The sequence below is a fragment of the Brasilonema sennae CENA114 genome (assembly GCF_006968745.1).
In the GTDB taxonomy this organism is placed as follows: Bacteria; Cyanobacteriota; Cyanobacteriia; order Cyanobacteriales; family Nostocaceae; genus Brasilonema; species Brasilonema sennae.
Genome location: NZ_CP030118.1, coordinates 4,523,802 through 4,547,555, shown reverse-complemented (window position 1 = coordinate 4,547,555; position 23,754 = coordinate 4,523,802). Strand labels below are relative to the sequence as shown.

14 protein-coding genes and 2 tRNA genes are annotated in these 23,754 nt (G+C 41.6%); 7 read left to right on the top strand and 9 right to left on the bottom strand.

Going from position 1 to position 23,754, the window contains the following annotated elements:
* The first annotated feature begins 10 nt into the window (after positions 1 to 10).
* The 3 genes from DP114_RS19090 to DP114_RS19080 are packed head-to-tail and all read left to right on the top strand — an operon-like array spanning position 11 to position 762.
* On the top strand, positions 11 to 112 hold the full coding sequence (locus tag DP114_RS19090; RefSeq protein WP_246162584.1) for a ribbon-helix-helix domain-containing protein: 102 nt from the start codon (positions 11 to 13) through the stop codon (positions 110 to 112).
* A 46-nt stretch (positions 113 to 158) separates the two neighbouring features.
* Positions 159 to 359: a hypothetical protein gene (locus DP114_RS19085; protein ID WP_169266565.1), complete on the top strand. Its 201-nt coding sequence runs from the start codon at positions 159 to 161 to the stop codon at positions 357 to 359.
* 7 nt (positions 360 to 366) lie between these two features.
* Positions 367 to 762 carry a type II toxin-antitoxin system VapC family toxin gene (locus DP114_RS19080; protein WP_169266566.1) on the top strand — a complete coding sequence of 132 codons (396 nt, stop codon included), beginning with the start codon at positions 367 to 369 and terminating at the stop codon, positions 760 to 762.
* Positions 763 to 1,177: 415 nt separating this feature from the next.
* Here the strand turns inward: DP114_RS19080 and DP114_RS19075 are convergent, their stop codons facing one another.
* The 3 genes from DP114_RS19075 to DP114_RS19065 form a co-directional block, all read right to left on the bottom strand.
* Positions 1,178 to 3,862, bottom strand: a complete 2,685-nt coding sequence (locus DP114_RS19075) for a CHAT domain-containing protein (protein WP_171976866.1) — start codon at positions 3,860 to 3,862, stop codon at positions 1,178 to 1,180.
* Entirely contained in the window at positions 3,817 to 5,574 is a 1,758-nt protein-coding gene (locus DP114_RS19070) for a ShlB/FhaC/HecB family hemolysin secretion/activation protein (RefSeq protein ID WP_171976865.1), read from the bottom strand. The genes DP114_RS19075 and DP114_RS19070 overlap by 46 nt, the downstream gene beginning before the upstream one ends.
* Before the next feature lie 106 nt (positions 5,575 to 5,680).
* Complete coding sequence (locus DP114_RS19065) at positions 5,681 to 8,827, bottom strand: two-partner secretion domain-containing protein (RefSeq protein ID WP_169268628.1); 3,147 nt, start codon at positions 8,825 to 8,827, stop codon at positions 5,681 to 5,683.
* A gap of 629 nt (positions 8,828 to 9,456) precedes the next feature.
* Here DP114_RS19065 and DP114_RS19060 point away from each other — a divergent pair.
* Both DP114_RS19060 and DP114_RS19055 read left to right on the top strand, forming a co-directional pair.
* Positions 9,457 to 10,332, top strand: coding sequence for an Npun_R2479 family HD domain-containing metalloprotein (locus DP114_RS19060; RefSeq protein ID WP_169268828.1), 876 nt, complete (start codon positions 9,457 to 9,459; stop codon positions 10,330 to 10,332).
* 97 nt (positions 10,333 to 10,429) lie between these two features.
* Positions 10,430 to 11,548: an ABC transporter permease gene (locus tag DP114_RS19055; RefSeq protein WP_171976864.1), complete on the top strand. Its 1,119-nt coding sequence runs from the start codon at positions 10,430 to 10,432 to the stop codon at positions 11,546 to 11,548.
* Between the two features lie 93 nt (positions 11,549 to 11,641).
* Here the strand turns inward: DP114_RS19055 and DP114_RS19050 are convergent.
* The 3 genes from DP114_RS19050 to murA form a co-directional block, all read right to left on the bottom strand.
* A tRNA-Leu gene (locus DP114_RS19050) sits at positions 11,642 to 11,725 on the bottom strand.
* Positions 11,704 to 12,579, bottom strand: a complete 876-nt coding sequence (locus DP114_RS19045; RefSeq protein WP_169268826.1) for a M48 family metallopeptidase — start codon at positions 12,577 to 12,579, stop codon at positions 11,704 to 11,706. Before DP114_RS19045 ends, DP114_RS19050 begins: the two co-directional genes overlap by 22 nt.
* Before the next feature lie 143 nt (positions 12,580 to 12,722).
* The gene (gene murA / locus DP114_RS19040; RefSeq protein ID WP_171976863.1) at positions 12,723 to 14,117 is read right to left on the bottom strand and encodes a UDP-N-acetylglucosamine 1-carboxyvinyltransferase; all 1,395 of its coding nucleotides are present in this window, start codon (positions 14,115 to 14,117) and stop codon (positions 12,723 to 12,725) included.
* Positions 14,118 to 14,391: 274 nt separating this feature from the next.
* Here murA and DP114_RS19035 point away from each other — a divergent pair.
* A tRNA-Leu gene (locus DP114_RS19035) sits at positions 14,392 to 14,473 on the top strand.
* A gap of 181 nt (positions 14,474 to 14,654) precedes the next feature.
* A complete protein-coding gene (locus tag DP114_RS19030; protein ID WP_171976862.1) occupies positions 14,655 to 15,437 on the top strand; it encodes a TrmH family RNA methyltransferase in 783 nt (260 codons plus the stop codon).
* 143 nt (positions 15,438 to 15,580) lie between these two features.
* Here DP114_RS19030 and DP114_RS19025 read toward each other — a convergent pair whose 3' ends face one another.
* From DP114_RS19025 to DP114_RS19015, 3 genes are read right to left on the bottom strand one after another with little or no spacing between them, the layout of a single operon-like run.
* Positions 15,581 to 17,788, bottom strand: coding sequence for an AAA-like domain-containing protein (locus DP114_RS19025; protein ID WP_169265302.1), 2,208 nt, complete (start codon positions 17,786 to 17,788; stop codon positions 15,581 to 15,583).
* Positions 17,789 to 17,812: 24 nt separating this feature from the next.
* Positions 17,813 to 18,187 carry a response regulator gene (locus tag DP114_RS19020; protein ID WP_171976861.1) on the bottom strand — a complete coding sequence of 125 codons (375 nt, stop codon included), beginning with the start codon at positions 18,185 to 18,187 and terminating at the stop codon, positions 17,813 to 17,815.
* Positions 18,188 to 18,203: 16 nt separating this feature from the next.
* Positions 18,204 to 23,666 (bottom strand): trifunctional serine/threonine-protein kinase/ATP-binding protein/sensor histidine kinase, encoded by a 5,463-nt coding sequence (locus DP114_RS19015; protein WP_171976860.1) that lies wholly within the window; start codon positions 23,664 to 23,666, stop codon positions 18,204 to 18,206.
* Positions 23,667 to 23,754: the final 88 nt, after the last annotated feature.

The following is a 23,754-nucleotide window of genomic DNA, read 5'->3' as shown; positions in this document are numbered from 1 at the left end:
AACAATAAATGTGTCATTAACGCCAGAACTTGAGCAGTTTGTTCAAACTCAGGTAGAAAGTGGTAGATACGCCTCTGCACAAGAAGTCGTCCTGGCGGCTTGGCATCGCTAAAATTTTAATTGATGCGATTCTACCGTACCTTAGGAGAATATTTATCATGAGTCAATATGTTTTACTTCGGATTCAAGCTATTCAAGAAGAATTAGAAGCATTAAAAAAAACTGTTATTCATCAACTTGAAGGTTCTCGAAATAAAACTCAAATCAAAGGGTTGTGGAAAGATGTTCTTGTCACTGATGAAGATTTAGAATCAGCTGAAAAAGCAGTTTTTCGGGATGTCATTCAGTGGGAAGATTAGGTGATAAATGGATACTTATGTGGTGGATACTCATGCGTTAGCTTGGTTTGTCAGTGAAGATAAACGATTATCGCCAACAGCAACACAAATTCTCTGTCAAGCTGAAACGGGAGAGGTTCAGGTTTTAATCCCTACATTAGTTCTCGCAGAACTGACTCATATAGCTCAAAAAAAGAAGATAGCGGTTACAATTGAAACATTACTTGAAAAAATTAATCAAGGAGATGGATTTAATATTGTCTCTTTTGATTTTCCTATTTTTCAGACAATGCTGCAACTACCGGAAAATTGGGATATTCATGATCGGATTATCGCTGCTACAGCGAGTTACTATCAAGCTATCCTGATTACGAGAGATGAAATGTTACGGGATTCTTATGAAGTTAAAACTGTTTGGGATTAAAATAAACTGCAATGCAATAAACAGTTGAAGGGATATAGGATTCCTATTTGAGTTTTGACGAAGCTAGGTACACCTTTATTTCTTCTTTCCTGTTCCCTGTTAAGAGTTCCCTGTTCCCTCCCCCTACGAGTTCGTTCACCCTTCGGGGAGAACCTCCGGTTCCGCTGCGCTAACGCCAGATGCCTACGGAGGGAAACCCTCTCCGAAGTTGCCACAACGCGGGGAACCCGCGCAAGGCACTTCTCTCTGCAGCACTGGTCTCACCAAATCAAACCGGATTCCTATATATAAAAATGGTAAAATTGAGCTTGGGGACTTCCAAAAAATAAAATAATCAAGCCATGAAAATGATAATCATTTGTACTAAATATACCCGCTTCCTTAGTGTGTGACAGTTCTGGGTGCGGAATGTGGGTTATAACCAATTTCCCAACAACACATAAGGTGCCCAAAAATAAGGACTATTCTCCTTTTTAAAAACGGCAAGTTGAGCAAGCTGGAGTGCTTCGGCTTTACTTACCCCATTATTTAACTGTCGATAAAACTCGCTCATCAAATCTGCGGTAGACTGGTCATCTACTGACCATAAACTTGCCAGTGTACTACGTGCGCCCGCCCGCACAGCCACTCCCGCTAATCCCAACGCTGCACGTTTGTCTCCTAACGCCGTTTTGCACGCACTCAGAACAAGTAATTCAATGTTACTAGACCGACTAGATTCACTCACTCGTAGTAAGCTATCAAATTCCCTTACCTTAAGTAGTTTATCCCAAGCAAGAATAAACGTTTTTTCTGGATCAGAACTGAACTCGCCATGAGTCGCCAAATGAACTACCGAGAAAGGATCTGATTTTAGCTCGTTTTGCAAGTTGTTTTCAGTAAACTTCTGATTCAACAGTTCTTCACTCCTGGGAACCTCAGACTTGATTTCTTCTAACTCCCGTGGCACATTCTGCAATGCAGGAAACCCAAAGCGTTGTTCGCCAACTCCAGCAGTTAAAGCATTTAACTGTACCTTTTGCAATGGTTTGGGTTCAAAAAGTTGCAAACCTGGCGTGAGAGCGATCGCATATTTTTCTATCAGATATTTCTGCTGCTGTTTATCATAAAGAACCCCCATCGGGATATTTTGCAATTCACTATCTAGTACAAACACTAAGGTTTTAATTTCATTCTTGGTTAACTCCCCTGACATTGGTCGAATTAACCAATCATAAATTTCCTGAGACTGCTCCTGAACCTGAAAAGTTTGTTCGACTTGCAATAAGTCTTTTCGCACCGAAGCGACAGTGCTTTCTACTTTCTCCCGAGGTATAGCTGTTGTATATTTACGAAGTTCTTTTTGTCCAGGCAACGTGAGAATAACCTCAATGCGGTCTGGTAAAATGATTGGATATATAATTGCTGCTTTTTTGTCTTGTCCAAGCGCAGTGTCAATCGTTACCCTAGGCTCCACGCAAGGTGAGCGGAAGAAGTTGTTCAGTTCCGCCTGCTGAAGCGATTCAATCACGTTACGGGCTTGCGTAAGATTGTATTGCGTAGTTTCAGCGTTTCCCTTGCTTTGCAACTGCAAATCCACCAATCCCCGATAGACAGGTTCCACACTTTCCCGGAAAGAAAACTGAATTTCCGGATTCATGGCGACTAAATCCCGACGCAGAGACTCAAGGGTTTTGAATGCTGAATCGTATGCTGCAGTCGCTCCTTTTATATCTCCCTTGACTTTGAGTAAACGTCCCAACTGCCATTGCCATTGATAAGCTATGTCCTGAGGCTCAAGAGTTTGAGCTATAAGTAGGGCTTGCTTGGTAAGGTTTTGTGCCTCAGAGAATTGCCCTGTTTTTTCGTACAACCCACCTAAAGTACCGAGGGCATAAGATTCTGCTCGTTGGTCTTTTAAGCTTTGCGCCTGCCCAACAGCACCCGACAACATTTGAGCAACATCCAGCCATGAAGGATTATCTGTATTAGTTTTCTGTCTTAATTGTGTTATACTTTGGGCATAATTAATCTGGGCATATACTGACGTTCTGCTCGGGGACAACTTACTTATTTCCGGTTGAATTTGAGATGCCAAAGCCAAAGCCGCAGGAAATTGCTGATTTTCCAGAAGTAAACTAAGTTGATTGAGTTGTGCTTGGATGCGCGTTGTGGGTTGTGCGACAAGGGCAGCTTGTTGGTAGTATTTTAATGCTGCTTGAGTTTGTTTCTCAGCTTGGGTTGTATTTCCCAGAGTGAGTTGAGTTTTTCCCTGAGCAAGAGCCGTGTTACCTAGACTGAGCAAAGTCTCACCGCTCGCGATTGGAGATTGCACCCGCTTTGCTACAGCTAAACTTTGCTCTAAGACATCCCTAGATGTGTTTAAATCACCAACAATTCGCAAGATATTGCCGAGACTACGCAATCCTGTTGCTTTAAGTGGAGAGTCTGGAAGCTTTATGAGAGATTGCTGAACCTCAATTAAAGTCTTGCTCGCCTGATGGTAAAGCCCTAAAGCTTGCATCGCTTGAGCTGTATTAATGCGGTTGCGGGTTAATGTCGCTTCATCGCCTATTTGCTTGTAAATCTTTGCGGCTTCTTGCCATGTAGAAAGTGCAGCTTGAGTTTGTCCTCTTGCCAATTGTAACCGCCCTTGTACATCTAGAGCTTGGGCGAAGATTGCAAAACGCTGTTTTGAGTTGTCGTCATTTTTTAAGAGATTTAGACTTTGGGTAATTGCATCTTCAGCTTCAGTCCACTGTCCCAGTTGCTGATACACTAGGGAAAGATTGCTCAAAGTCATTGCTTGATTGAGTTTATCGCCACTGGCTTTAAAGGCAGTTGCTGCTTGTTCCAAAACTTTAACTGCTTCAGCAAATTGTCCAGCCTCATACAGTGCTTTACCTTGTTGCACAGAGTTTTCGCTTTGAACCGTGTGACTTGCTGGACTCTGGGTAGTATAATTAACAGCAACAACTGCTGTCACCATTGGTGAAAGTACTATGCAGAGAAACGCAGTCAGGAGCGTCAATCCAGTCTGAGTCAGCCACCTTCTACGTGAACCTTTGAAGAGCATCAAGGGTTGTATTGTATGGAAAAATACAGACCGTTTTCTTGCCATGTTCTTTCGCTTGAATCAACAGAGATTAAAGGAACACCCCAGTCAAGACGAGCAGTAAAACGCTCTCCCTGTGACCAGCGTAATCCAAGACCGACGGATGCTAAAGTGTTAGGGTTTGGATTGTCTCTATTTGAACTGTTCCAACCAACACCGAAATCAACAAAAGGGATGATTTGTAAAACACCATTTATCTCGCGTACCCGGAAAATTGGGACTTGAACTTCAGCAGAAGCAAAAGCGCCATTATCTGTAAGTAAGAAATCTTGACGGTAGCCGCGAACATTATCCAAACCGCCTAAACCAATCTGCTCTAAAGGTAAAAGTGCTCTTGATGCCAGTTGCATATCTGCACGCAGTAACAGTACGGTGTCAGGAGCCAAAAGACGTACCCACTGAGCTTGTCCTTGCCATGAGAAAAAGCGGCTATCGGGAGGGTTACTATTAATTGTCGCATCTAATGCACCCAGTCCAATGTTAAATTGAGAGCGAGCGGCGATAACTTCACGGCTGTTACGAGAAGTCCATTCTTGAAAAAATCGTAACGCTGATACGCGAGTGCGTCCCTCCTCATCAGCGCCAGGCGAAAGTAAATTAGGGGGAACTCCCTCTTGTTGGAACAGCCGGGAAGAAATTTCACTTTCTCGTCTGGAGGCGGTAAAGCCAAGAGCAAATTCTTGTGTGGGAGTTTGGATGACTGGCTGGCGGAATGTGAGTTCGTAGTAGCGGGAAGCTGATTGTATATCTAGGGAATTGAAAGGACGTTCAATGATTTCGCTGGATGTCGTACCGTAGTAAAAAGAGAGAGTGCCATTTTGGGGATTGAGGGGAAACGTGTAGCTACCATCAAAGGCGTTGCTGCCATCGGTGTTGGTGTATGCTAAACTCAGACCATCTCCAAATCCGAGTAAGTTAGCTTCGTTCACTTGTAATCGGCGGCGGAAACTACCAACACTAGGCGATCGCCTATTATCCAAAACAATTTGGCTACTGAAAGTTTTTGCTTCTTGTATCTGGATTTGTAGTATGGTTGTACCGGGACGCGTTCCAGCGGTGAGTTCAGCAGACAGGTTTTGAATCAAAGGGTTTAGTTGCAGCAGTTGCAAAGCTTCGAGCAAACGTTCTCTATTGAGAGGTGGCGAAGTTGCTCTCACCAGTCGGCTGCGTACATAATTGCGTTTGAGTCGCCTGGTACCTGTGACTTGGATGTCTTCTAATTTACCTTCGATTACCTGGAGTTTGACAACACCATCTTGCGTTGTTTGAGCAGGGATATACGCTCCAGAAGTGATGTAACCTTTTTTGATGTATAATTCTGTGATAGCGGTACGAGCCTGATACACTTCAGTCAGTGAGATAGGTTTGTTAGTAAAGGGAGCAAGTACCTTGGCTAACTCTTCGGGACTGAATACGGTACTGCCAATAACTTCAAATCGTTTAACAATGATAGTTTCAGGAAACTTGCCAGGAATTGGTTCACTCTTGTTGGGAGTTGGACGAGACGGTGGAAGTAAGTCTTGTGGTGGAGGAAGTGGCTGTGGCGGTTTGGGTGAGGGAAATGGAGAAGGTGGAGGTGGTTGCACATCCTGCGGTGAAGGGAGTTGTTGGCTTTGGAAAGAATTGCCGTTTGGTAGTTGTACAGGAGGTACAACTTGTGCATATAGGCGTTTCGGAGTGAAGCTCAGCAATGCAAATATACTTATATATAGTAGCATCTCACTAAATTTTTGATACAAGTGCACCCGACTACCTTTGGCACCCCTCTCCTTAATAAGGAGAGGGGCTGGGGGTGAGGTATAAGTCATGAATGCAAAGCGCGTATTACTTTTCATGGCACTTTGATGGTGTTTGCCAAGAACTCTGGTGTTGTGTTGGGGCTTGTGCTGTAAATATGACTTCGCCCTTGGGACCGAATACCCAGCCAGTCGCTTCTACTATTGGGGCTGGTGTGGTAGGATTTGGAAGTGTAGAAATATTTGTTCTAGAGTTTTTCTCTACTTCAGGGTTGAGAGTTACCCAATCCACTTGAACGGCATCAGGCGTGAGAATGTCTTTCGGGTTGGGGGGTAAGCCGCCGCGTCCGGTGATAATGAAACTGCTTTTCGCGTAGTTGGGAGAGTTGCAACCTTGAGCAAGTTTGGTGTCAACTGGTACTGATGGCAAGTTGACTAAGTCACTGTTGAGGTCAATATCGGGTGTGTCGATTTGCACGGTACCACTTAACTCAGGACTTACCCCTGTGGCAGTGATATCACTATTGGGAGTAGCTGCATTCCGAAATTGTGTACCAAAGATACCAGTGGCATTGATTCGCACATTCCCACCACGGAAGTTAGCAGAATTGGCGCTGATGTCACTATTTTCAAAAGCAACGAGGAAATCGGTGTCAATATTGATGTTGCCCCCGATGACGTTTTCTCCTTGGGCGTTGGTTATGATGTTGCTATTGCGACTCATTATTAAATCTTGTGAGTTGATGTTAATTGTCGCCTGCTCAGAGTTGGGATCAACTTTAGCGCTTTGTGTGTTGGCGGTGAGTAAAGCATCGTTGTTTAATCGGATAGAGCGAGCATTTAATGTCATGTTGCCTGCGGTTCCTGTTCCGAAACTCTGCACGGTTACTCCTGCCCCATCTCGCACTAGTAAAGTATTAGTTTTGATCGTCAAATCTCCCGCATCCCCTGTTGAGTTTGGCTGTGCAGAAGCAAATAAAGCACTGCCAAACCGATTATCAGCGCTTATACCAATAACTTGCACGTCTTGGGCATCAACACTCAAATTTCCCCCCTTGCCTTTACCCAAAGTACTAGCAAGTACCTGTGCCCCATCTTGCACTAGTAAGGTATTAGTTTTGATCGTCAGATCTCCCGCATCCCCTGTTGAGTTTGACTGTGCAGAAGCACCCAAGTTACTGCCAAACTGATTATTAGCGCTTCTACCAATAACTTGCACATCTTGGGCATCAATCCTTAAATTCCCCCCTTTGCCCGCACCAAATGTACTAGCATTTGCCTGTGCCCCATTTCGTACTAGTAAAGTATTAGTTTTAATAGTTAAATTTCCCGCATTCCCTGTTGAGTTTCGATTTGCGGAAGCGCTCAAGAGACTGGCAACCCGATTATCAGGGCTTGTACCAATTAGTTGCATATCTTGGGCATCAACACTCAAATTTCCCCCCTTGCCTGCACCAAATGTACCAGCAAGTACCTGTGCCCCATCTCGCACTAGCAAGGTATTAGTTTTAATCGTCAAGTTTCCCGCATCCCCTGTTGAATTTCGATCTGCGGAAGCACTCAAGGCACTGCCACCCCGATTATCAGTACTTCTACCAATAACTTGCACGTCTTGGGCATCAACACTCAAATTTCCCCCTTTGCCTGCACCAAATGTACCAGTAATTACCTGTGCCCCATCTCGCACTAGCAAGGTATTAGTTTTGATCCTCAAATCTCCTGCATCCCCTGTTGAATTTGGTTCTGCGGAAGAAGCCAAGGCACTGACAACCCGATTATCGGCGCTGCTTGTCCCAATCAGTTGCACATTAAGAGCATCAACCCTCAAATTTCCCCCCTTGCCCGAACCAAATGTACCAGTACCTACTTGTGCCCCATCTCGCACTAGCAAGGTATTGGTTTTGATCGTCAAATCTCCCGCAGCCCCTGTTGAGTTTCGCTGTCCGGAAGCACTCAAGGCACTGCCAAACCGATTATCAGCGCTTCTACCAATCACTTGCACATTTTGGGCATCAACATTCAAATTTCCACTCTTGCCAGCACCAAATGTAGCAGCAGTCACCTGTGCCCCACCCGAAACTTGTAACGTGCTAGTACTGATATTGACATCGCCTCCTTGTCCATTTCCTTGTGCTTGCACATCATTAGCAATTTCACTCTCATTGTTAAGCTTTATTGCGACCGTGGCATTAACATCAATATTTCTCGCCTTACTATTATTAGAACCCAGTCCACTCTCTATCCCTGCAGACAGGGAACTCTCTCCCGTCATCTCTAAATTCCGCGCATTAACCGTAATACTTCCACCATCGCCAGCACGAACATATACTACAGCGCCATTGCTCAGAAAAACATCGCTTTTTTCTACACTATCGGGAAAACTCAAACTCAGATTATTACCATTCCCATTCAGCCCAACTGTTCCCACACTTGCTAACCCACCTAACTCGACTCGCCCACCAAAAGCAAATAATCCTCCACCATCCATATTGATATCACCGCCTACCAACAGCAAACTCTTGCCATCTGGTACGCGCAAACCCGTTGCTGTAAACGCTGAAGATGGATTTAAGCCGGAGTCCGCTATTGAGTTATTTTGGATAGATGCGGCACGAATTTGGTTAAATAGTAAAGCGGAAGGATTGACTGTCAACAGTGCAGGAGTATTCGGATTCGTTGCACTAAAAAAACCTTGCTCGCCAAACCCGATCGCATTGGCTGTCGTCCCTACAAACGAACCTCTAACATCCAAACTGGCATTTCTCCCAAAAATAATCCCATTCGGATTAATCAAAAACAGATTAGCATTACCCAAAACGCCCAGTTTCCCAAAAATCCTTGAAGCATCACTCCCCGTCACCCGACTCAGAATATTCTCAATCCCGCTTGGGTTAGCAAAATACGCCTCTCGTCCTTCACCGATATTAAATTGTGAAAAACTGTGAAACAAGTTAGCGCCACGAATCGCTCCACCATCAATTCTGTCAGCTTGCGGGCTTGTTGGTGTAACTACAGAACTTTCTGCTCCTAAAGTCCTATCAGCCACGGGTTTGAGTTCTTGAGCGAGAGTAGAATCTGTAGAAAATGCGAGTGGAAGCAACACGGCTGCGCTAAGCGCACACCAAGGAGCAATCCCTAACCTCAAGAAGAACCTGCACACAAGAGTATTCATCCTTAACAAGCGACACCCCCTAGCACTGCTTTGCAGTTGCACTCTTTTTTGAGTAAACCACATTTTCTGTTCGTCAAAGTAATATCTACTGACTTCTCAGGTTCAGCGGACAAGTTTTATGCAAACTTTACCAATTATTTACAAAAATTTATAAATTAAGTGATAATAAAAATCCCGCGCTGTCAAAGAATATTGCGGGGTGTGCTGTAATTGGTTGACCAACGCAGTGCCTCCTGAAAAACTAACAAGAGTCCGTTTTAACGGACTTGGACTTTGAGCCAAGAAATTTATTTCTTGGCGCAAGAACATTATGGTGCAAGATCTGAGTCAAGGGTTGCGCGTTAAGTCTGCTGGACAGAATCTCTGAGCATGCGCCAGCTTCAGGTTTAGTTCCGGTTTTTCCCTTAAGAAGTTGCGCTCATGAGGTGATGGGAGGTGATCAAGACAAACCTGTATCACCACTTCCGTAGTCTTTTGAAGCTATGTATAACTACGAAGGCACGGTTGATGTTTTGCTCAATTCGTAAAGATTTCCTATAACCCGCACACACGCGCTGGTAGCAGATATGCTTAAACTATAAACAGTTAGAAAAAGTTATTTGCCTTTTTTTGAGTACTCCGACGGTCATCAAATTATCCAAATTTGAGATAAACAAATAATACATAATTTGGTATATAACAGAGTCACCAATATGTTTAATGCCACTGAAATCTTGATTGATGTGTTTGTCGCTCAAATTCGTGAAGGCTACCGTCGCACCTACGGCTGCCTGAAAAATGATTATCAAGATATTATAGGCTGGGCAGGTAATATGGCGTTGGAAAATATTGCTAACAGTGACGCCCTTTATCATAACGTAGAACATTCTATCCTAGTTACTTTGGTTGGACAAGAAATTTTGCGCGGCAAACATATCCGTGAAGGAGGTGTTTCTAATGAAGACTGGTTGCATTTTATTATATCTTTGGTCTGTCATGATATTGGTTATGTTAAAGGAGTTTGCCGACAAGATCGAGAGGAGGAAGGTTTGTACGCAACAGGTAAAGATGGAAAAATGATTTTTCTTCGTTCTGGAGCTTCTGATGCGAGTTTGACACCTTATCATGTTGATCGGGGAAAGCTTTTTATTGATGAGCGTTTTGGCGGTCACAAATTGATAGATTCAGAAGTCATTAAGAGCAATATTGAATTGACTCGGTTTCCAGTACCAAGTGTAGATGACCACCAAGATACAAATGATTTTGCAGGTTTAGTGCGTGCTGCAGATTTGATTGGACAACTGAGCGATCCACGTTATTTAAAAAAAATTACCTCTTTATTTTATGAGTTTGAAGAGATTGGAATGAATCAGGTGTTGGGTTATCAAAATCCTGCTGATTTACGCAAGAACTATGCCAAGTTCTACTGGAATGTCGTATATCCTTATATCAAGGATGCATTGCGCTACCTCTCCCTCACACAGCAAGGAAAGCAAATTATTGCTAATCTCTACTCAAATGTATTTGTTATAGAACACGAAAAACTTCAAGAAGAGCCTTTGTACCTGATTGAAAAACTCCCTGCTTAAGAATTGATAATTATAAATTTTCACAACGAAAAAGCTTTCACTATTGATGATTGATAATTTATAATTCATCATTTATGAGTCATAACTGGTAATTGCTATGAATTGGTGGCATCGACTAAACAAAAATCCTTTAGCAAGGTTTGGGGCAACTTTACTGTTGGTTTTTTATATAGCAGTCATTTTGGCTGATTTTGTCGCCCCTTACAACGCTTACACCTCACAACCAAATGGTTCTCTACTACCACCAACGCGTGTTTACTGGGTTTCTAAACAATCAGGGCAGTTTATTGGACCTCACATTTATCCAACAACCCAGGGAGACACAAATTTAGAAACGGGCGATCGCCAAATCATCGTAAACTATAAAAAGCCTTGTCCCCTAAGACTATTTGTCACTGGGCCTGAGTATCGTCTGTTTCAGTTGAATTTACCTTTACCCCCAAAGTGGGAGGAGACAGAAATATTTGGTGGTATTCGGCTAAATATACATTTGTTTGGTGCTGTCGGTGAGGCAAAGTTTAACGTTTTAGGTACAGATGACCAAGGTCGAGATCAACTCAGTCGCCTGCTGTATGGTGGTCGTATAAGTCTGTTTATCGGTATTATTGGGGTTGCCCTAACCTTTCCTTTAGGGATGTTGATTGGGGGAATTTCTGGCTATTTCGGTGGCTGGCTTGACACTGTTATTATGCGGTTGAGCGAAGTGCTCATGATTTTCCCCAGTATTTATCTTTTGGTAACCTTGGGTGCGGTACTACCGCCGGGGTTATCGAGTACCGAACGCTTTTTGCTGATTGTCGTGATTACTTCGTTTATTAGCTGGGCTGGATTAGCACGAGTTATTCGCGGACAAGTCCTCTCTATTAAAGAGAGAGAATACGTTCAAGCTGCTAAAGCAATGGGTGCCAATCCACTTTACATTATCGTGCGTCACGTATTGCCGCAAACCGCCACTTATATCATTATTTCCGCGACACTTGCTGTCCCTAGCTTTATTGGGGCAGAAGCAGTACTCAGTTTGATCGGCTTAGGAATTCAACAACCAGACCCCTCATGGGGTAATATGTTATCTCTTGCAACTAACGCCTCAATTTTAGTACTGCAACCTTGGCTAATCTGGCCTTCTGCTGTGTTGATTATTCTCACAGTGTTGGCTTTTAACTTGCTGGGTGATGGGCTAAGAGATGCTTTAGACCCTCGCAGCCTAAGAAGGTAGCCTTTACTAGGCTATTCTACAGGGAACAGGGAACAGCTACCTACGCAGTGAACAGTGATAGCTGATAACTGATAACTGTTCACTGATTTAAAGTGGGCAGGAGGAGAATCGAACTCCTATGACCGCAAGGTCGCCACATTTTGAGTGTGGTGCGTCTACCAGTTTCGCCACCCGCCCTTGGGTGCAACTTCACTATTATACTCTATTTTTTGATTTTGCAACAACTTTTGATAATCTTGGCTACTTGCCCAACGGTCAATTTCTCTGGCACGCAGAACGGGTACTGGGTGAGTTAACTGAGCTGTGCGGGCAGCCTTGACCATCTCACCTATCTCGGTCTTACTAATATCATCATAAGCACGAGCTTGGGCAATAAAAGCATCAAGATTAAGTTGTGGTGCGATCGTGGGCGAACCACCAGCAAGTTTCATCAACACCGACATGACAACTTTCGGGTTTTGGGTTGCCAGCAATGCTGCGCGATCGCACGTAAACTCAGCACACCGTACCCATTCCAAAAGTTGCGCCTGTATTGCTTGAGCAAGAAATGCTCCAACATTAGGCACCACTGTCGCAGCTAATATCAATATATTGACTGGAGTTAGGTAAACACTGTGGTCACACTTAAGGTGTCCCAATTCATGAGCAATCACAGCCTGAATTTCTTCTTGTTCGAGCATATCGATCAGCGAGGTGTGCAGGACAACAAAAGGCTGTTTTCCCCGCATAGCAAAAGTGTATGCATTTGGTGCTGGATGCTGCCTAATATAAAGCTGGGGAGGTTCGATATCCAGTATCTTGCAGGCTTCTAACAGCGACTTATGAAGATGGGGCAGTTGTTTTTCGCCGACTAGAACACTAGAAGCGATATTTTCTACATAAAAAACCTGCTCCGCCAATGGACCCAAAAGATTCCGCACCATCATATCCAAACCAGGTATCTGCTTCAGTGCTTTGGTTGCGTCTAGATCTAGCGGATGACGAAATGAATCTGCTTTGAGACCAATCAGTTGAGTCTTTGGCGTTAACATGGCGGAATCTTGCTGGGCAAATAAGGGAAGTTAATAAATATAGGACTGGTCTTTTGAATAGCCCCACACAAACAGTATAGCCATAGCAAAAGGAACAAGGAAGAATTTCTTCCTTGTCCTGTCGCTTTTGTGGTTTTTTGTATCTAAATAGAGATTTGCGCTTGAGGCTCAATGGGGGTAGAAGCAACTTCCGCATTTACGTTTGCTACTGGCACCCGCTGGATTCTTGCTCCTAATTGCTCCAACTTTGCATCAAGTCTATCGTAGCCCCGATCTAAGTGTTGTAGTCCCTGAACTATGGTTTTTCCTTCTGCTGCAAGTCCCGCCAAAACTAACGCTGCTGATGCTCGCAAATCTGTTCCTAGTACGGGTGCACCTGATAACATCGGCACTCCTCGAACAAAGGCAACGTTGCCTTTAATACGAATATCTGCCCCTAAGCGATTTAACTCTGAGGCATGGCGCAAACGATTCTCAAACACAGATTCATTAATCAGGCTGTCACCTTCTGCCAGTGCCAGCAAAGCCATAAATGGCGCTTGCATATCTGTAGGAAAACCTGGATGGGGCAAAGTTTCAATATCAGTTGCCCTCAGCGTTTCTGCCCTCAGAGTACGTAAACAGTTAGGTCCTTCCTCAATAATGCGCACTCCAATATCTTGCAGCTTGGTAATGATTGGTGTCAAATGTTCTGGTATCACAGGCGAGAGGGTAAGCTCTGAACGAGTGATTGCTGCAGCCACCAAAAACGTTCCTGCTTCAATGCGATCAGGAATAATCGTATATTCAGTTGAATGCAACTGTGGAACACCAACAATCGTAATTTTACTGGTTCCTGCTCCGTGTATATTTGCTCCCATTGCAATACAGAAGTTCGCCAAATCAACGACCTCTGGCTCGCGTGCAGCATTTTCGATAATGGTTTCCCCATCTGCAAGAGTCGCCGCCATCATCAGAGTTTCTGTTGCTCCCACGCTGGCAATATCCAAATATATCTTTGCTCCCTTCAATCGGCGACTAGTACCAGGAACATAGGCATTACAAATGCCATGCTCAATCTGTACTTCCGCTCCCATTGCTTGCAGTCCTCGAACATGCAGATCCACAGGTCTTGTGCCAATAGCACAGCCCCCCGGTAAAGGCATTTGCGCGACTCCCAGTCGTGCTAGCATCGGACCAATAGCAAAGAAACTTGCTCTCAACTGTGTCACCAGTTCATAGGGAGCCTTTGATGTTTTGATTTCTCTGGCATCAACTTCTAAAATGTCTCCTGTTTGCTTCAAGCCAACGCCTAAAGCTGATAAAACCTCACCTATCCGTGTTACGTCTGCCAATAACGGCACGTTACGAAGCCGACACTCGCCTGAACAGAGCAACGCTCCAGCCATGATCACCAGTGCTGAATTTTTGGCTCCGCTAATTTTTACATGACCTTGCAAAGGATGCCCACCCCATATTTGCAGGACTGAGGAGTCTGCTGTCGAGGAAGATTTGGCATCTGGTAAGCCGCCAGAAGGAATAATAAACTTACCCTCCAAAAAAACTGTTGATTTTATAAGTTTGAAGTTGGTTTCGATTCTACACGATAGTTTTTGATTGTCTACACTTTTCAACTGAAATTGATAAATTTCATTTATGTTTTTTTGACAGCAGATAAAGAATCAACAACTTATCATACAATCTTTTCCGAAAACTAGATAATAGTAACAAAAATTACCTAAAAATCAATAAACCCCTGATCTAAGAAATTAGGACTTGACAGATCTAAACAATTGAGTGACAATGAAAAACTGTTAATCAACAATAAAATTTGCGGAACTGGCGGAATTGGCAGACGCGCTAGATTCAGGTTCTAGTGCCGAAAGGCTTCCGGGTTCAAGTCCCGGGTTCCGCATACGAAAGGGAAGTGCTGAGTAACAAGTAAAAAAGGTTATTTGTTGGTAGACTATCTTGACCAAATCAGTGAACAGTGAACAGTGAACAGTGAACAAGGGGTGGACGAGTCCGTTTCCTACCTGATAACTGATAACTGGTAACTGATAACTGTTAATTACCAGTCATGACTCAGAACTTTAATGTTAACAAGTTTACAAAATTCCCTAGTCAAGCAAATTCGCAAACTCCACTCCTCAAAAGAAAGACACCAGCAGCAGTTGTTTTTGGTAGAAGGGACGCACTTGTTAGAGGAAGCTTGTGCAGCGAATTACCCATTGGAAGCAGTGTGCAGTACACCAGAATGGCAAGACAGCCATGGTGTGCTATGGCAAAAAGCTTGTGATATTTGCGAACGAGCAGAAATTGTGAGTGAAGAGGTTTTAAAGGCGATCGCCACCACAGTACAACCAGATGGCGTAGTTGCGACGGCAAAAAGAAGCGATCGCTTTGGGGAAGTGCCGTTTACTGGTATAGTGCTAGCGTTGGAAACTGTACAAGATCCAGGCAACTTGGGTACGATAATTCGGACTGCAGCAGCTGCTGGGGCTTCTGGGTTGTGGCTGAGTGAAGATAGTGTGGATTTAGACAATCCAAAAGTATTACGTGCTTCTGCTGGACAGTGGTTTCGCCTAGCAATGGCGATGAGTCCTGATTTGAAAACGACAGTCCAGCAAAGTAGGGAAGCAGGAATGCAGGTTGTTGCAACCTTACCCAGTGCTACTTTGACTTATTGGGATGTAGACTGGCGCAAACCCAGTTTAATTTTGTTAGGGAATGAAGGTGCTGGTTTGTCAAAAGAATTGACAGCAGTAGCAGATTTACAAGTAAAAATTCCCCTGAGTCCAGGGGTAGAATCTGTAAACGTGGCAATTACTGCCGCTTTGATGTTGTACGAAGCACAAAGGCAAATTTTCAAAAGTTAAGAGGGAATAGGGAACAGTGAACAGTGAACAGTGAGACCAGTGCTGCGGGAGGGTTTCCCTCCGCAGGCAACTGGCGAACCCGAAGGGTGAACAGTAAAAACTGATAACTGATAACTGATAACTGGTAACTGATAACTGATTGTTTAGAGGTGCTCACTTATCCAAGTATGATCAAATATTGATTGATAAATCGGGTTCTGCACTTTTAAAACACCCTGTTGCTTGACGACTAGACCTGACAATAGCAACTCTTTTTCTTCTGGACTATCAACAGAGACGACTTCTTGTTGAGACAAAATTTGTCGATATAGTTTTAGTAGATGAGATGATTTTAGTTTGGTGTTGAGAATGCGATTGCGCTCTGCGCAGCGGCAAAGCCGATCGCGTATGGTTCTCAAATGCTCTGGTTCATCCTGAGATTCCCAATTCTTGATCACATAATTTCGCACTAAATTCTCAACCCATTGCGCTTCACCGTTTGTCGGAATAGGAGATGAACAACGGCGTATGAATTTACAAAGCTTTTGAGTCAGAAAAGGTTGACCGTTTGTCCAGGCTAACACTTCTTTGAGCACGATTTGTGGATTACTGACTTTCTCTGTTAATCCATAAAGCAAAGGTTGAGCTTCATGGATTTGAAAGCCATTGAGTTGAATTGCTTGACCAATATTGAAGGGTGTTCTTTGAAGATCAGTTATCAAATCAGAAGGTGTTGCGACTCCAAATAAAGCAAAAGTTAAACGTTGATACTCTGGATTAATACCGCGTTGATTAAAGCAGAAGCGAATCAAAGCAAAAAAGTCATTAACAGGAAAATTCAATCCCAAAACAGTATCAATTTCATCGACAAAGATAAATATCTTTTCACTCTCAACCTGAGCTAGTATGATTTCCTCTATAAACCGACTCAAGCACTGAATAGACGATAAATCTTTTTGCTCGTTCCACCACGCTTTCAGATTCACCTTTCCAAACAAATTAAAATTTTGCCATAACTCCACAGCAAATCCCTTGTACCATTGAGCAGGAGTGACGTTTTCAGAACCAAGGCGAGTGATATCAATCGCTGCACAAGTAAACCCCTCTTGCTGGAGACGATGCATCATGCATACCATGAGGCTTGACTTACCCATTTGGCGTGCATTGAGAATGTAACAAAACTCTCCGCGCTTGAGTGCTTGATACAGGAGACGATCTGCGGCTCGTACCACATAAGTAGGAGCATTCATCGGTAAACTACCGCCAACTTGATAATCAAAGGTTGAGGATTGTTCTGCACTTCTGAGCAAAGCGTTTTCAAAAACCAGTTCAGCTTGAGTCGCTTTCAGAATTTCTAATGTTTGAGACAGTTGGCGAGTACGTTCCTCGACTTTTTCTTCCAAGGTAGAGTTGGACTGGGCTAATGCATCTTTTGCCTGGTGCAAGGCTGTATTTTTGTGTGCTAATTCTTGGGTAAAGTGAATCCGTTCGTCTTCTGCGTGTTTGCGTTGGGTAATATCAGTAAAGGCGGCTATGGCATAGATAATTTTTCCCTTATCATCATAAATTGGAGTTGCTGACACCTCTATGGGAACCATTTTGTCAGCTTGCTGAAGCACTATATCATCAACGGTTACACTTTCGCCGTTAAACGCTCGTAAAATGGGTTGCTCCTCAAAGGGGTATAACTGATTTGTCCCCGCTACATAAGCTTGATAAATCTTAGGAAATTCACTTACTTGAACTTCAGGAACGATACTTTTTCCAAGTATCTGCTGTGCCTTCTTATTGGTATAATAGCGTTGACCGTTGGCATCAATGACAAATATTCCTACTGGGACAGCTTCCAGAAATTGAGTCAATTTTCGCTCACTTTCGCGCAATGCTTCCTCTGCTCGCTGGCGTTCAGTCACCTCTTGTTGTAAACGAGTTAATAATTCTGCTTGAGCGTGCTGTGCTAAACGCTCTTGTTCGTGCGCTGCTTTTATTCGTTGCACATGCTGCAGAGTTTTGTTGGTTGTGATTTCTAAATCTTGAAAATTAATCGGCTTAGTTAGGAAATCAAAAGCACCCCGATTCATAGCCGTTCTGATATTTTCTATATCACCATAAGCAGAAATAATAACTGCTTTAATGATCGGATATAACTCATTAAGTTTCGTAAGCAAAGTTAGCCCATCCATTTCTGGCATATAGACATCAGTTAAAACGATATCTATATCCGGTTCCGCTTGCAGCTTTTCTAGTGCTTCTAAACCATTTTGAGCAAAAATTAATTGGAATTGCTTTTGCCGAATTTTTTTTCTAAATGCCTGACAAAGGAGTATTTCTAAGTCAGGCTCATCATCCACAACCAGTATTTTTGGCGGCATAGTTTTTTCTCTGATTGGGACTCTTCATGCACTAAAGATTTTCTCTTTCAGTTTATCAAATTGAATTGGCTTAGTAATATATTCATCAGCTCCGTATTTTTTAGCTATTAGATAATTATCTTCATCGTCATAAGCAGTAATAATAAAGACTTTTAAATTAGGAAAATTTTGTTTGATAATTTTGAGTAACTGTAAGCCATTCATCCCAGGCATATTGATATCCGCCAATATCAGGGACAGGCATTCGATTAGTTTAGTTTGACTTTGTATTTTTTTCAATGCTTCCTCTGCAGACAGGGTAAAGTCTAAACTAATCAGGTTTTTTTTTAGTTCTCTTCTAAATTTTTGCTCGAATAAAAATTGAACATCTTGTTCATCATCTACAACCATTATTTTCATGTTTTCATCTGTTTTCTTACGGAACAACTTTAGGTAAAGTGATGATAAACTTTGTATAACTTCCCATTTCTGTTTCCACCCTGATATTTCCTTGATGCTGCTGGACAATAATATCATGAGTAATAGATAAACCTAAACCAGTTCCCTCACCAGGTGGTTTAGTGGTGAAAAAAGGATTAAAAATCTTATCTAGCGCTTTCTGAGGAATGCCTTCGCCATTATCTCGGATGTGTATCTCTACCTCCTCACCCAAATCTTTCGTCCTGACAAAAAGGATAGGCGAAAAACCCTCAGCCTCGTGCTCTACATCCACATACAAACGCTTTTTCTTTTTACACGCTGCATAGCAGGCGTTATGAATGATATTTATAAAAGCACGACTCATGCTCTGCGGCACAACATTGAGTTTACCAAGCTTATCATCATATTCAGTTTCTATGTTCATGTTAAAGGAAGGGTTTTTGGCACGCATTCCGTGATAAGTTAGACTAATAGCCTCAGCTAGCAAGGCGTTGATGTCAGTCAGTTGTCGATCGCCAGTTTGCCCCCGTGAATGCATGAGCATCCCACGCACTATATTATCTGCTCTTGTGCCATGCTCATTGATTTTTTTAGCATTTTGTTTCAAATCATTTAATATTTCTTCTATGTTTTCCCTAGATTCTGGATCTAGTCGGTCTTTTTGACTTGAAATCTCTTCAAGCAGTTCCTGGGTTAATTCTACAGAAAGTTCAGCAAAATTGTTAACAAAGTTTAAGGGATTCTTGATTTCATGGGCAATACCTGCTGTCAAAGCTCCTAAAGAAGCCAATTTCTCCTGTGCGATAATTTGAGATTGAGTCGCTTTAAGCTTTTGCAAGAGATTTGCTAATTCCTGATTCTTCTGTTGTAATTGCTGAGTTCTCTGTTTCACTTTTTGTTCCAGAGTTCGGCTATGATCCTCTAACTGCTCGTAAAGACGGGAATTTTCAATTGAGATGGCGGCTTGAGCAGAAAGGATTCTTAACACTTCAACACGTTCTGGAGTAAATGCACCTGTTGTAAGATTATTTTCTAGATATAAAATGCCGCTGAGTTTGGCTTTATACAATAAAGGAGTGCAGAGAATGGATTTGGATTGAGCGGTGAGAATGTAGCGATCGCGGGTAAATTGTCCTTCATGCAGAGCATCATTTAAGACCACATTTTCGCGAGTGCGGGCGACATAGTTAATGATGGCGGTTGATAAAAAAGGATGTAAATTATGGGTATTTACTGAGTTTATTGGTATTGATTGCAGAATGGTAACTTCATCCGAATCTGCACTTCCTGTAGCTTCGATCACCCAGTTATCCTCCTCGTTAAGAGACTTTGTTTGGGAATGCAGAATCAGAAAGCCTTTTTGTGCTCCTGCATTCTCAATCACGATTTTCATCAACTTTGCGAGTAAGTTGTGTAGAATGATTTCGCCAGAAATCGTTTGTGTTCCTTTAAGTACACTTAGTAAATCTAATACATAGGATATATTTTGCCCCGTTGTTGATGTGGATAAAGTCGTCTTAAGATCAGTTTTATGAGCTTGACTCAGAAATTGTGGGTATTCGGCTTCCAAATCTTTTACTTTGGCTGTAGCCCCCCAGAGTTGATAGGCGTAGTGAGCATCTTGTAAATAGTGACGAGCAAGATGATCTTGGTTTCTATCTATATAAAACTTTGCTGCTAATTCATAAGCGAGGGCTTCTTCGTTGATATATTCATGTTCGTGTGCTAAAGCAATAGCGCGATCATAATATTCCCTAGCCTCTCTATTTTTGCCCAACACGCGATCACGTTCAGCCTCCACTAGATAAAATTTGTGTAGATAATTCATGGGAGCATGATCTGCCCATTTTTTCATTTTCTTCTGGTTATTAGTAACTTGTTTTAAAAGAAATTTTTGTTTTGACTCAGCAACATCCTTGAAAACGGCGAGTCGTGCTAAAGAATCATAGAGATAGAATAGAGGAACAAGGAGTGAGGCTGTAGCACTCCCTAAATACTTTTGAGCGATTTCTGCATTTTTAACAGCTTCATGGTAATTATGAAATAAATAACAAAGAATCATTTTGTGGAAATAGATATTGCAAATTGCGGTTTTATCATTCGCTTCTAAATGAAGTGGAAGCATTTTCTCTTCGTTGTAAAACTCACCCAGGAATTGACAAGAACACTTATCCTCAGATTCATCCATTAATTGCGAGATAGTTCGGTGTAAGATTTGTAAATAATTGAATATCGTTTGTTGTTTTAGCTGATTCATAGTCTGACTATATGAACATATCTGCTGTTCTAGTTTTCTCAAATTTTCTCCAACGCAATATGCATTAAAAGAATACATAAATGCTGAATAACCGCAAAATTCAAAATCCCCATTTTCTTTCCCTCTTTTATAGGCTTCTATCAGCGGTTCTAAGGTTCTGTTTCCATGTTCTTTCCAATTTTTAATAAAGCTATTAATAACATGCATAGCTCTATTTTTTTTACGTGTCATATTGAATTTATCTAAAGTTTTCATAGCGAGTTGACCAAATCTATATCCAGAATCAATATCTCCCACAACTCCACAAAGAATCATCCCGTAAGCAGCATAGACAAAAGCAGAGTCAAAAGTATTTCCATATTTAATTAATAAATTAATTTCTTCAAACACAATAAGAGAATACAGCGGTGGAGAAGTCAAATATGCTGCTACTCTTACTTGAGATAATAAGTCTATTGCTGCCATTTTGTAGGAATTAGTCATTGTTGGTAAGTCAATCAAGTCTTCAATTCGATGTCCTACCAAAGATATCTTTGTCTTTAGTAAACCAATCCAAATATTCGATTGACTCAGTTTATCTGGAAAATTCACTCCCAAAGATTTCACGACTGGTAGCACAATTTCTAAAGCCTGCAATGGCTGATTTTGTGCCATATAAGCTTGGATTTTCACTTCATATATTTTTATTGTATCCAGCAAAGTTTTAGCGTTACACAGTACCACCTCAGCCAATCTCTCCATCTCCTCAAAATTAGTGTTGAGATATGCTGCATCTGTTGCTTCCACATACAACGCCAGTGTTAAATCATACTGCTTATCCCAGCTATTTTCTGCCAACAAGTCCATGGCAATTTGCAGATATCTCAATGCTGGTTCATACGCGACTGATCCTTTCGCTCTTTTAGCAGCCATTAAATTAAGCGAAGCTAATTCATCTCGATATGATTGATGATTTATTAATTCAATGCTCAAGTTTAATTGGTTAACAATATCAAAATTTTTCCGTTCTCGCTTATCTTGTGGAGTATTTTTCAGCAGCAGTTGACCTACTTTTTGATGAACCGCGCTTCTGTGTTCTTGCGGAATCAAAAAATATGCTGCTTGCTGAATTCTGTCATGGGCAAACTTGTATTCACCCTTGACAGAGTCTGTTTCTTGTAACGAATCTGGATCAATCGACTTGTAAGCATCTTTCAAGAGTAAGATGAAACCTTCTTCAATTGGTTCACACAGTGATTTCAATATTTCTTCTGGTAATTTTTCAGAAATATTTGCTATTGTTTGAATATCAAACTGATGACCTATGCAAGCTGCTAGCTTCAACACCTCTTGCGTATCCGAAGATAACTTCTGAATCTTGCTCACCATTAGTTCAACGACGTTATCTGTAAAGTCTCTCGCTTGAATTTGCTCCAAATTCCATCGCCATCTTCTCTCATAGGTAACAGGAGATAAATCAAAGTCTACTAATCTTTCTTGATATAATGATTGCAAAAACTGGTTGACAAAGAAAGGATTGCCATTCGTTTTACGAACAAGTAATTCTGCTAGACATTTTCCTTTATCAAAAGAACAATTGAAGGTATCTACGATTAACTGATTAACATTTTGTAAATCCAAAGGCTCAAGGTGAAGATAATTGACAATCGTCCCAGATTTTTGGATTTTATCTAATGTTAGCTTCAATAGATGTTTCCCATCCACTTCATTATCACGGTACGCACCAATCAAAAACAAATATTGACTATTTTCTGCTGTCATCAGCAGTTGTATCAATTGCATTGAAGCATTATCTACCCACTGTAAATCATCTATAAATATGACTAGTGGATGTTCTGGTTGGGTAAAAACTTGAATAAAATGTTTAAAGATTAGATGAAAGCGATTTTGAAATTCTGTCGATGACAATACAGGAAGTGATGATTGCTTACCAACAATTAATTCTACTTCCGGGATGACATCAATAAGCATTTGACCATTAGAGCCAAATGCTTCTAATAATTTTTTTCTCCATAAATTAATCTGTGATTCACTTTCGGTTAACAGTTGTTTGATTAATTGCTGAAAGGCTTGAATCAATCCTGAATAAGGAATATTGCGAGAGAATTCATCAAACTTACCAGAAATGAAATAACCTTGCTGTTGAGTCAATAATTTATAAAATTCTTGAACCAAAGCTGATTTTCCAACTCCTGAATATCCAGATATCAACATCATTTCACTTCTAGGAGGTGTATCATGATTTCTATCACTCACTCTCCCAAATGCTGTGAGTAGAGTTTCAATTTCTCGTTCTCTGTGATATAGTTTTTGGATAATTTGAAATTTCTGAGAAACATCTTGGCAAGCGATGGGTAAATTTGAAATTTTACCGTTTGTCACGAGTTGGAATAAACTTTCTTCTAAATCTGCTTTGATTCCCCAGGCACTTTGGTATCTATCATCAGCATTTTTCGCCAACAATTTCATCACAAGATTGGAAATAACCAGGGGAATCTCTGGATTGACTTCATGAGGAGGTACAGGTTGTTTAGCAATATGACAATGTACTAACTCCATCAAATCAGTTGTTTCAAAAGGCAATTGACTGGTTAGCAGTTCATAAAAGGTTACTCCTAAAGAGTAAAAATCAGCACGGTAATCGAATGAACGATTCATTCTACCAGTTAACTCTGGCGAAGTATAGGCTGGGGTACCTTCTAAAGTATCGACATTTTTAGTTATGAAACTTTTTTGATAAAAAACTGTCGAAATACCAAAGTCAATAAGTTTGAGTTCCCCGTTTTCTGAGTTATAAACGATATTGGAAGGATTAATATCTTTGTGGATAATGTTAGCCGAGTGTATTCTAGCTAAACTATCAACACTCTGTATGCCTATTAAAATGAATTCTGCTAGTGTTAATTTTCTAGTCTGAATGAAAGATCTTAAAGATTCGCCACCAAAATCCTCCAAAATAATAACTAAAGTCCTCTGATATTTAACTAACGTGTACGCATTTATCACTCCAAATATATTTAACGAACTAATTATTTCAAATTCCTGTTTGTACCTAGCCAGTTCCTCAGGAGTGGGATATTTCTTGTTCAAAACCTTGAGAATAACAGGTTTTTTATCCTGAGTTCGGATACCTCGATAAACCAGGGTATTAGCACTTTCGTAGATATGCGTACTAACTTCAATGCCAGGAATTGTAATCATAATCCAGGATGTGTTTATCTAATTCTGTATCTTGTATCTTTACAAAATTTATCTCGTTTCCATCCATAGCATGGAAACGAGATAAATG

Coding starts and splice junctions, on each gene's coding strand:
- DP114_RS19085 (WP_169266565.1), top strand. CDS start 159: ATGAGTCAATATGTTTTACTTCGGATTCAAGCTATTCAAGAAGAATTA.
- DP114_RS19080 (WP_169266566.1), top strand. CDS start 367: ATGGATACTTATGTGGTGGATACTCATGCGTTAGCTTGGTTTGTCAGT.
- DP114_RS19075 (WP_171976866.1), bottom strand. CDS start 3,862: ATGGCAAGAAAACGGTCTGTATTTTTCCATACAATACAACCCTTGATG.
- DP114_RS19070 (WP_171976865.1), bottom strand. CDS start 5,574: ATGCTACTATATATAAGTATATTTGCATTGCTGAGCTTCACTCCGAAA.
- DP114_RS19065 (WP_169268628.1), bottom strand. CDS start 8,827: ATGTGGTTTACTCAAAAAAGAGTGCAACTGCAAAGCAGTGCTAGGGGG.
- DP114_RS19060 (WP_169268828.1), top strand. CDS start 9,457: ATGTTTAATGCCACTGAAATCTTGATTGATGTGTTTGTCGCTCAAATT.
- DP114_RS19055 (WP_171976864.1), top strand. CDS start 10,430: ATGAATTGGTGGCATCGACTAAACAAAAATCCTTTAGCAAGGTTTGGG.
- DP114_RS19045 (WP_169268826.1), bottom strand. CDS start 12,579: ATGTTAACGCCAAAGACTCAACTGATTGGTCTCAAAGCAGATTCATTT.
- DP114_RS19030 (WP_171976862.1), top strand. CDS start 14,655: ATGTTAACAAGTTTACAAAATTCCCTAGTCAAGCAAATTCGCAAACTC.
- DP114_RS19025 (WP_169265302.1), bottom strand. CDS start 17,788: ATGCCGCCAAAAATACTGGTTGTGGATGATGAGCCTGACTTAGAAATA.
- DP114_RS19020 (WP_171976861.1), bottom strand. CDS start 18,187: ATGAAAATAATGGTTGTAGATGATGAACAAGATGTTCAATTTTTATTC.
- DP114_RS19015 (WP_171976860.1), bottom strand. CDS start 23,666: ATGATTACAATTCCTGGCATTGAAGTTAGTACGCATATCTACGAAAGT.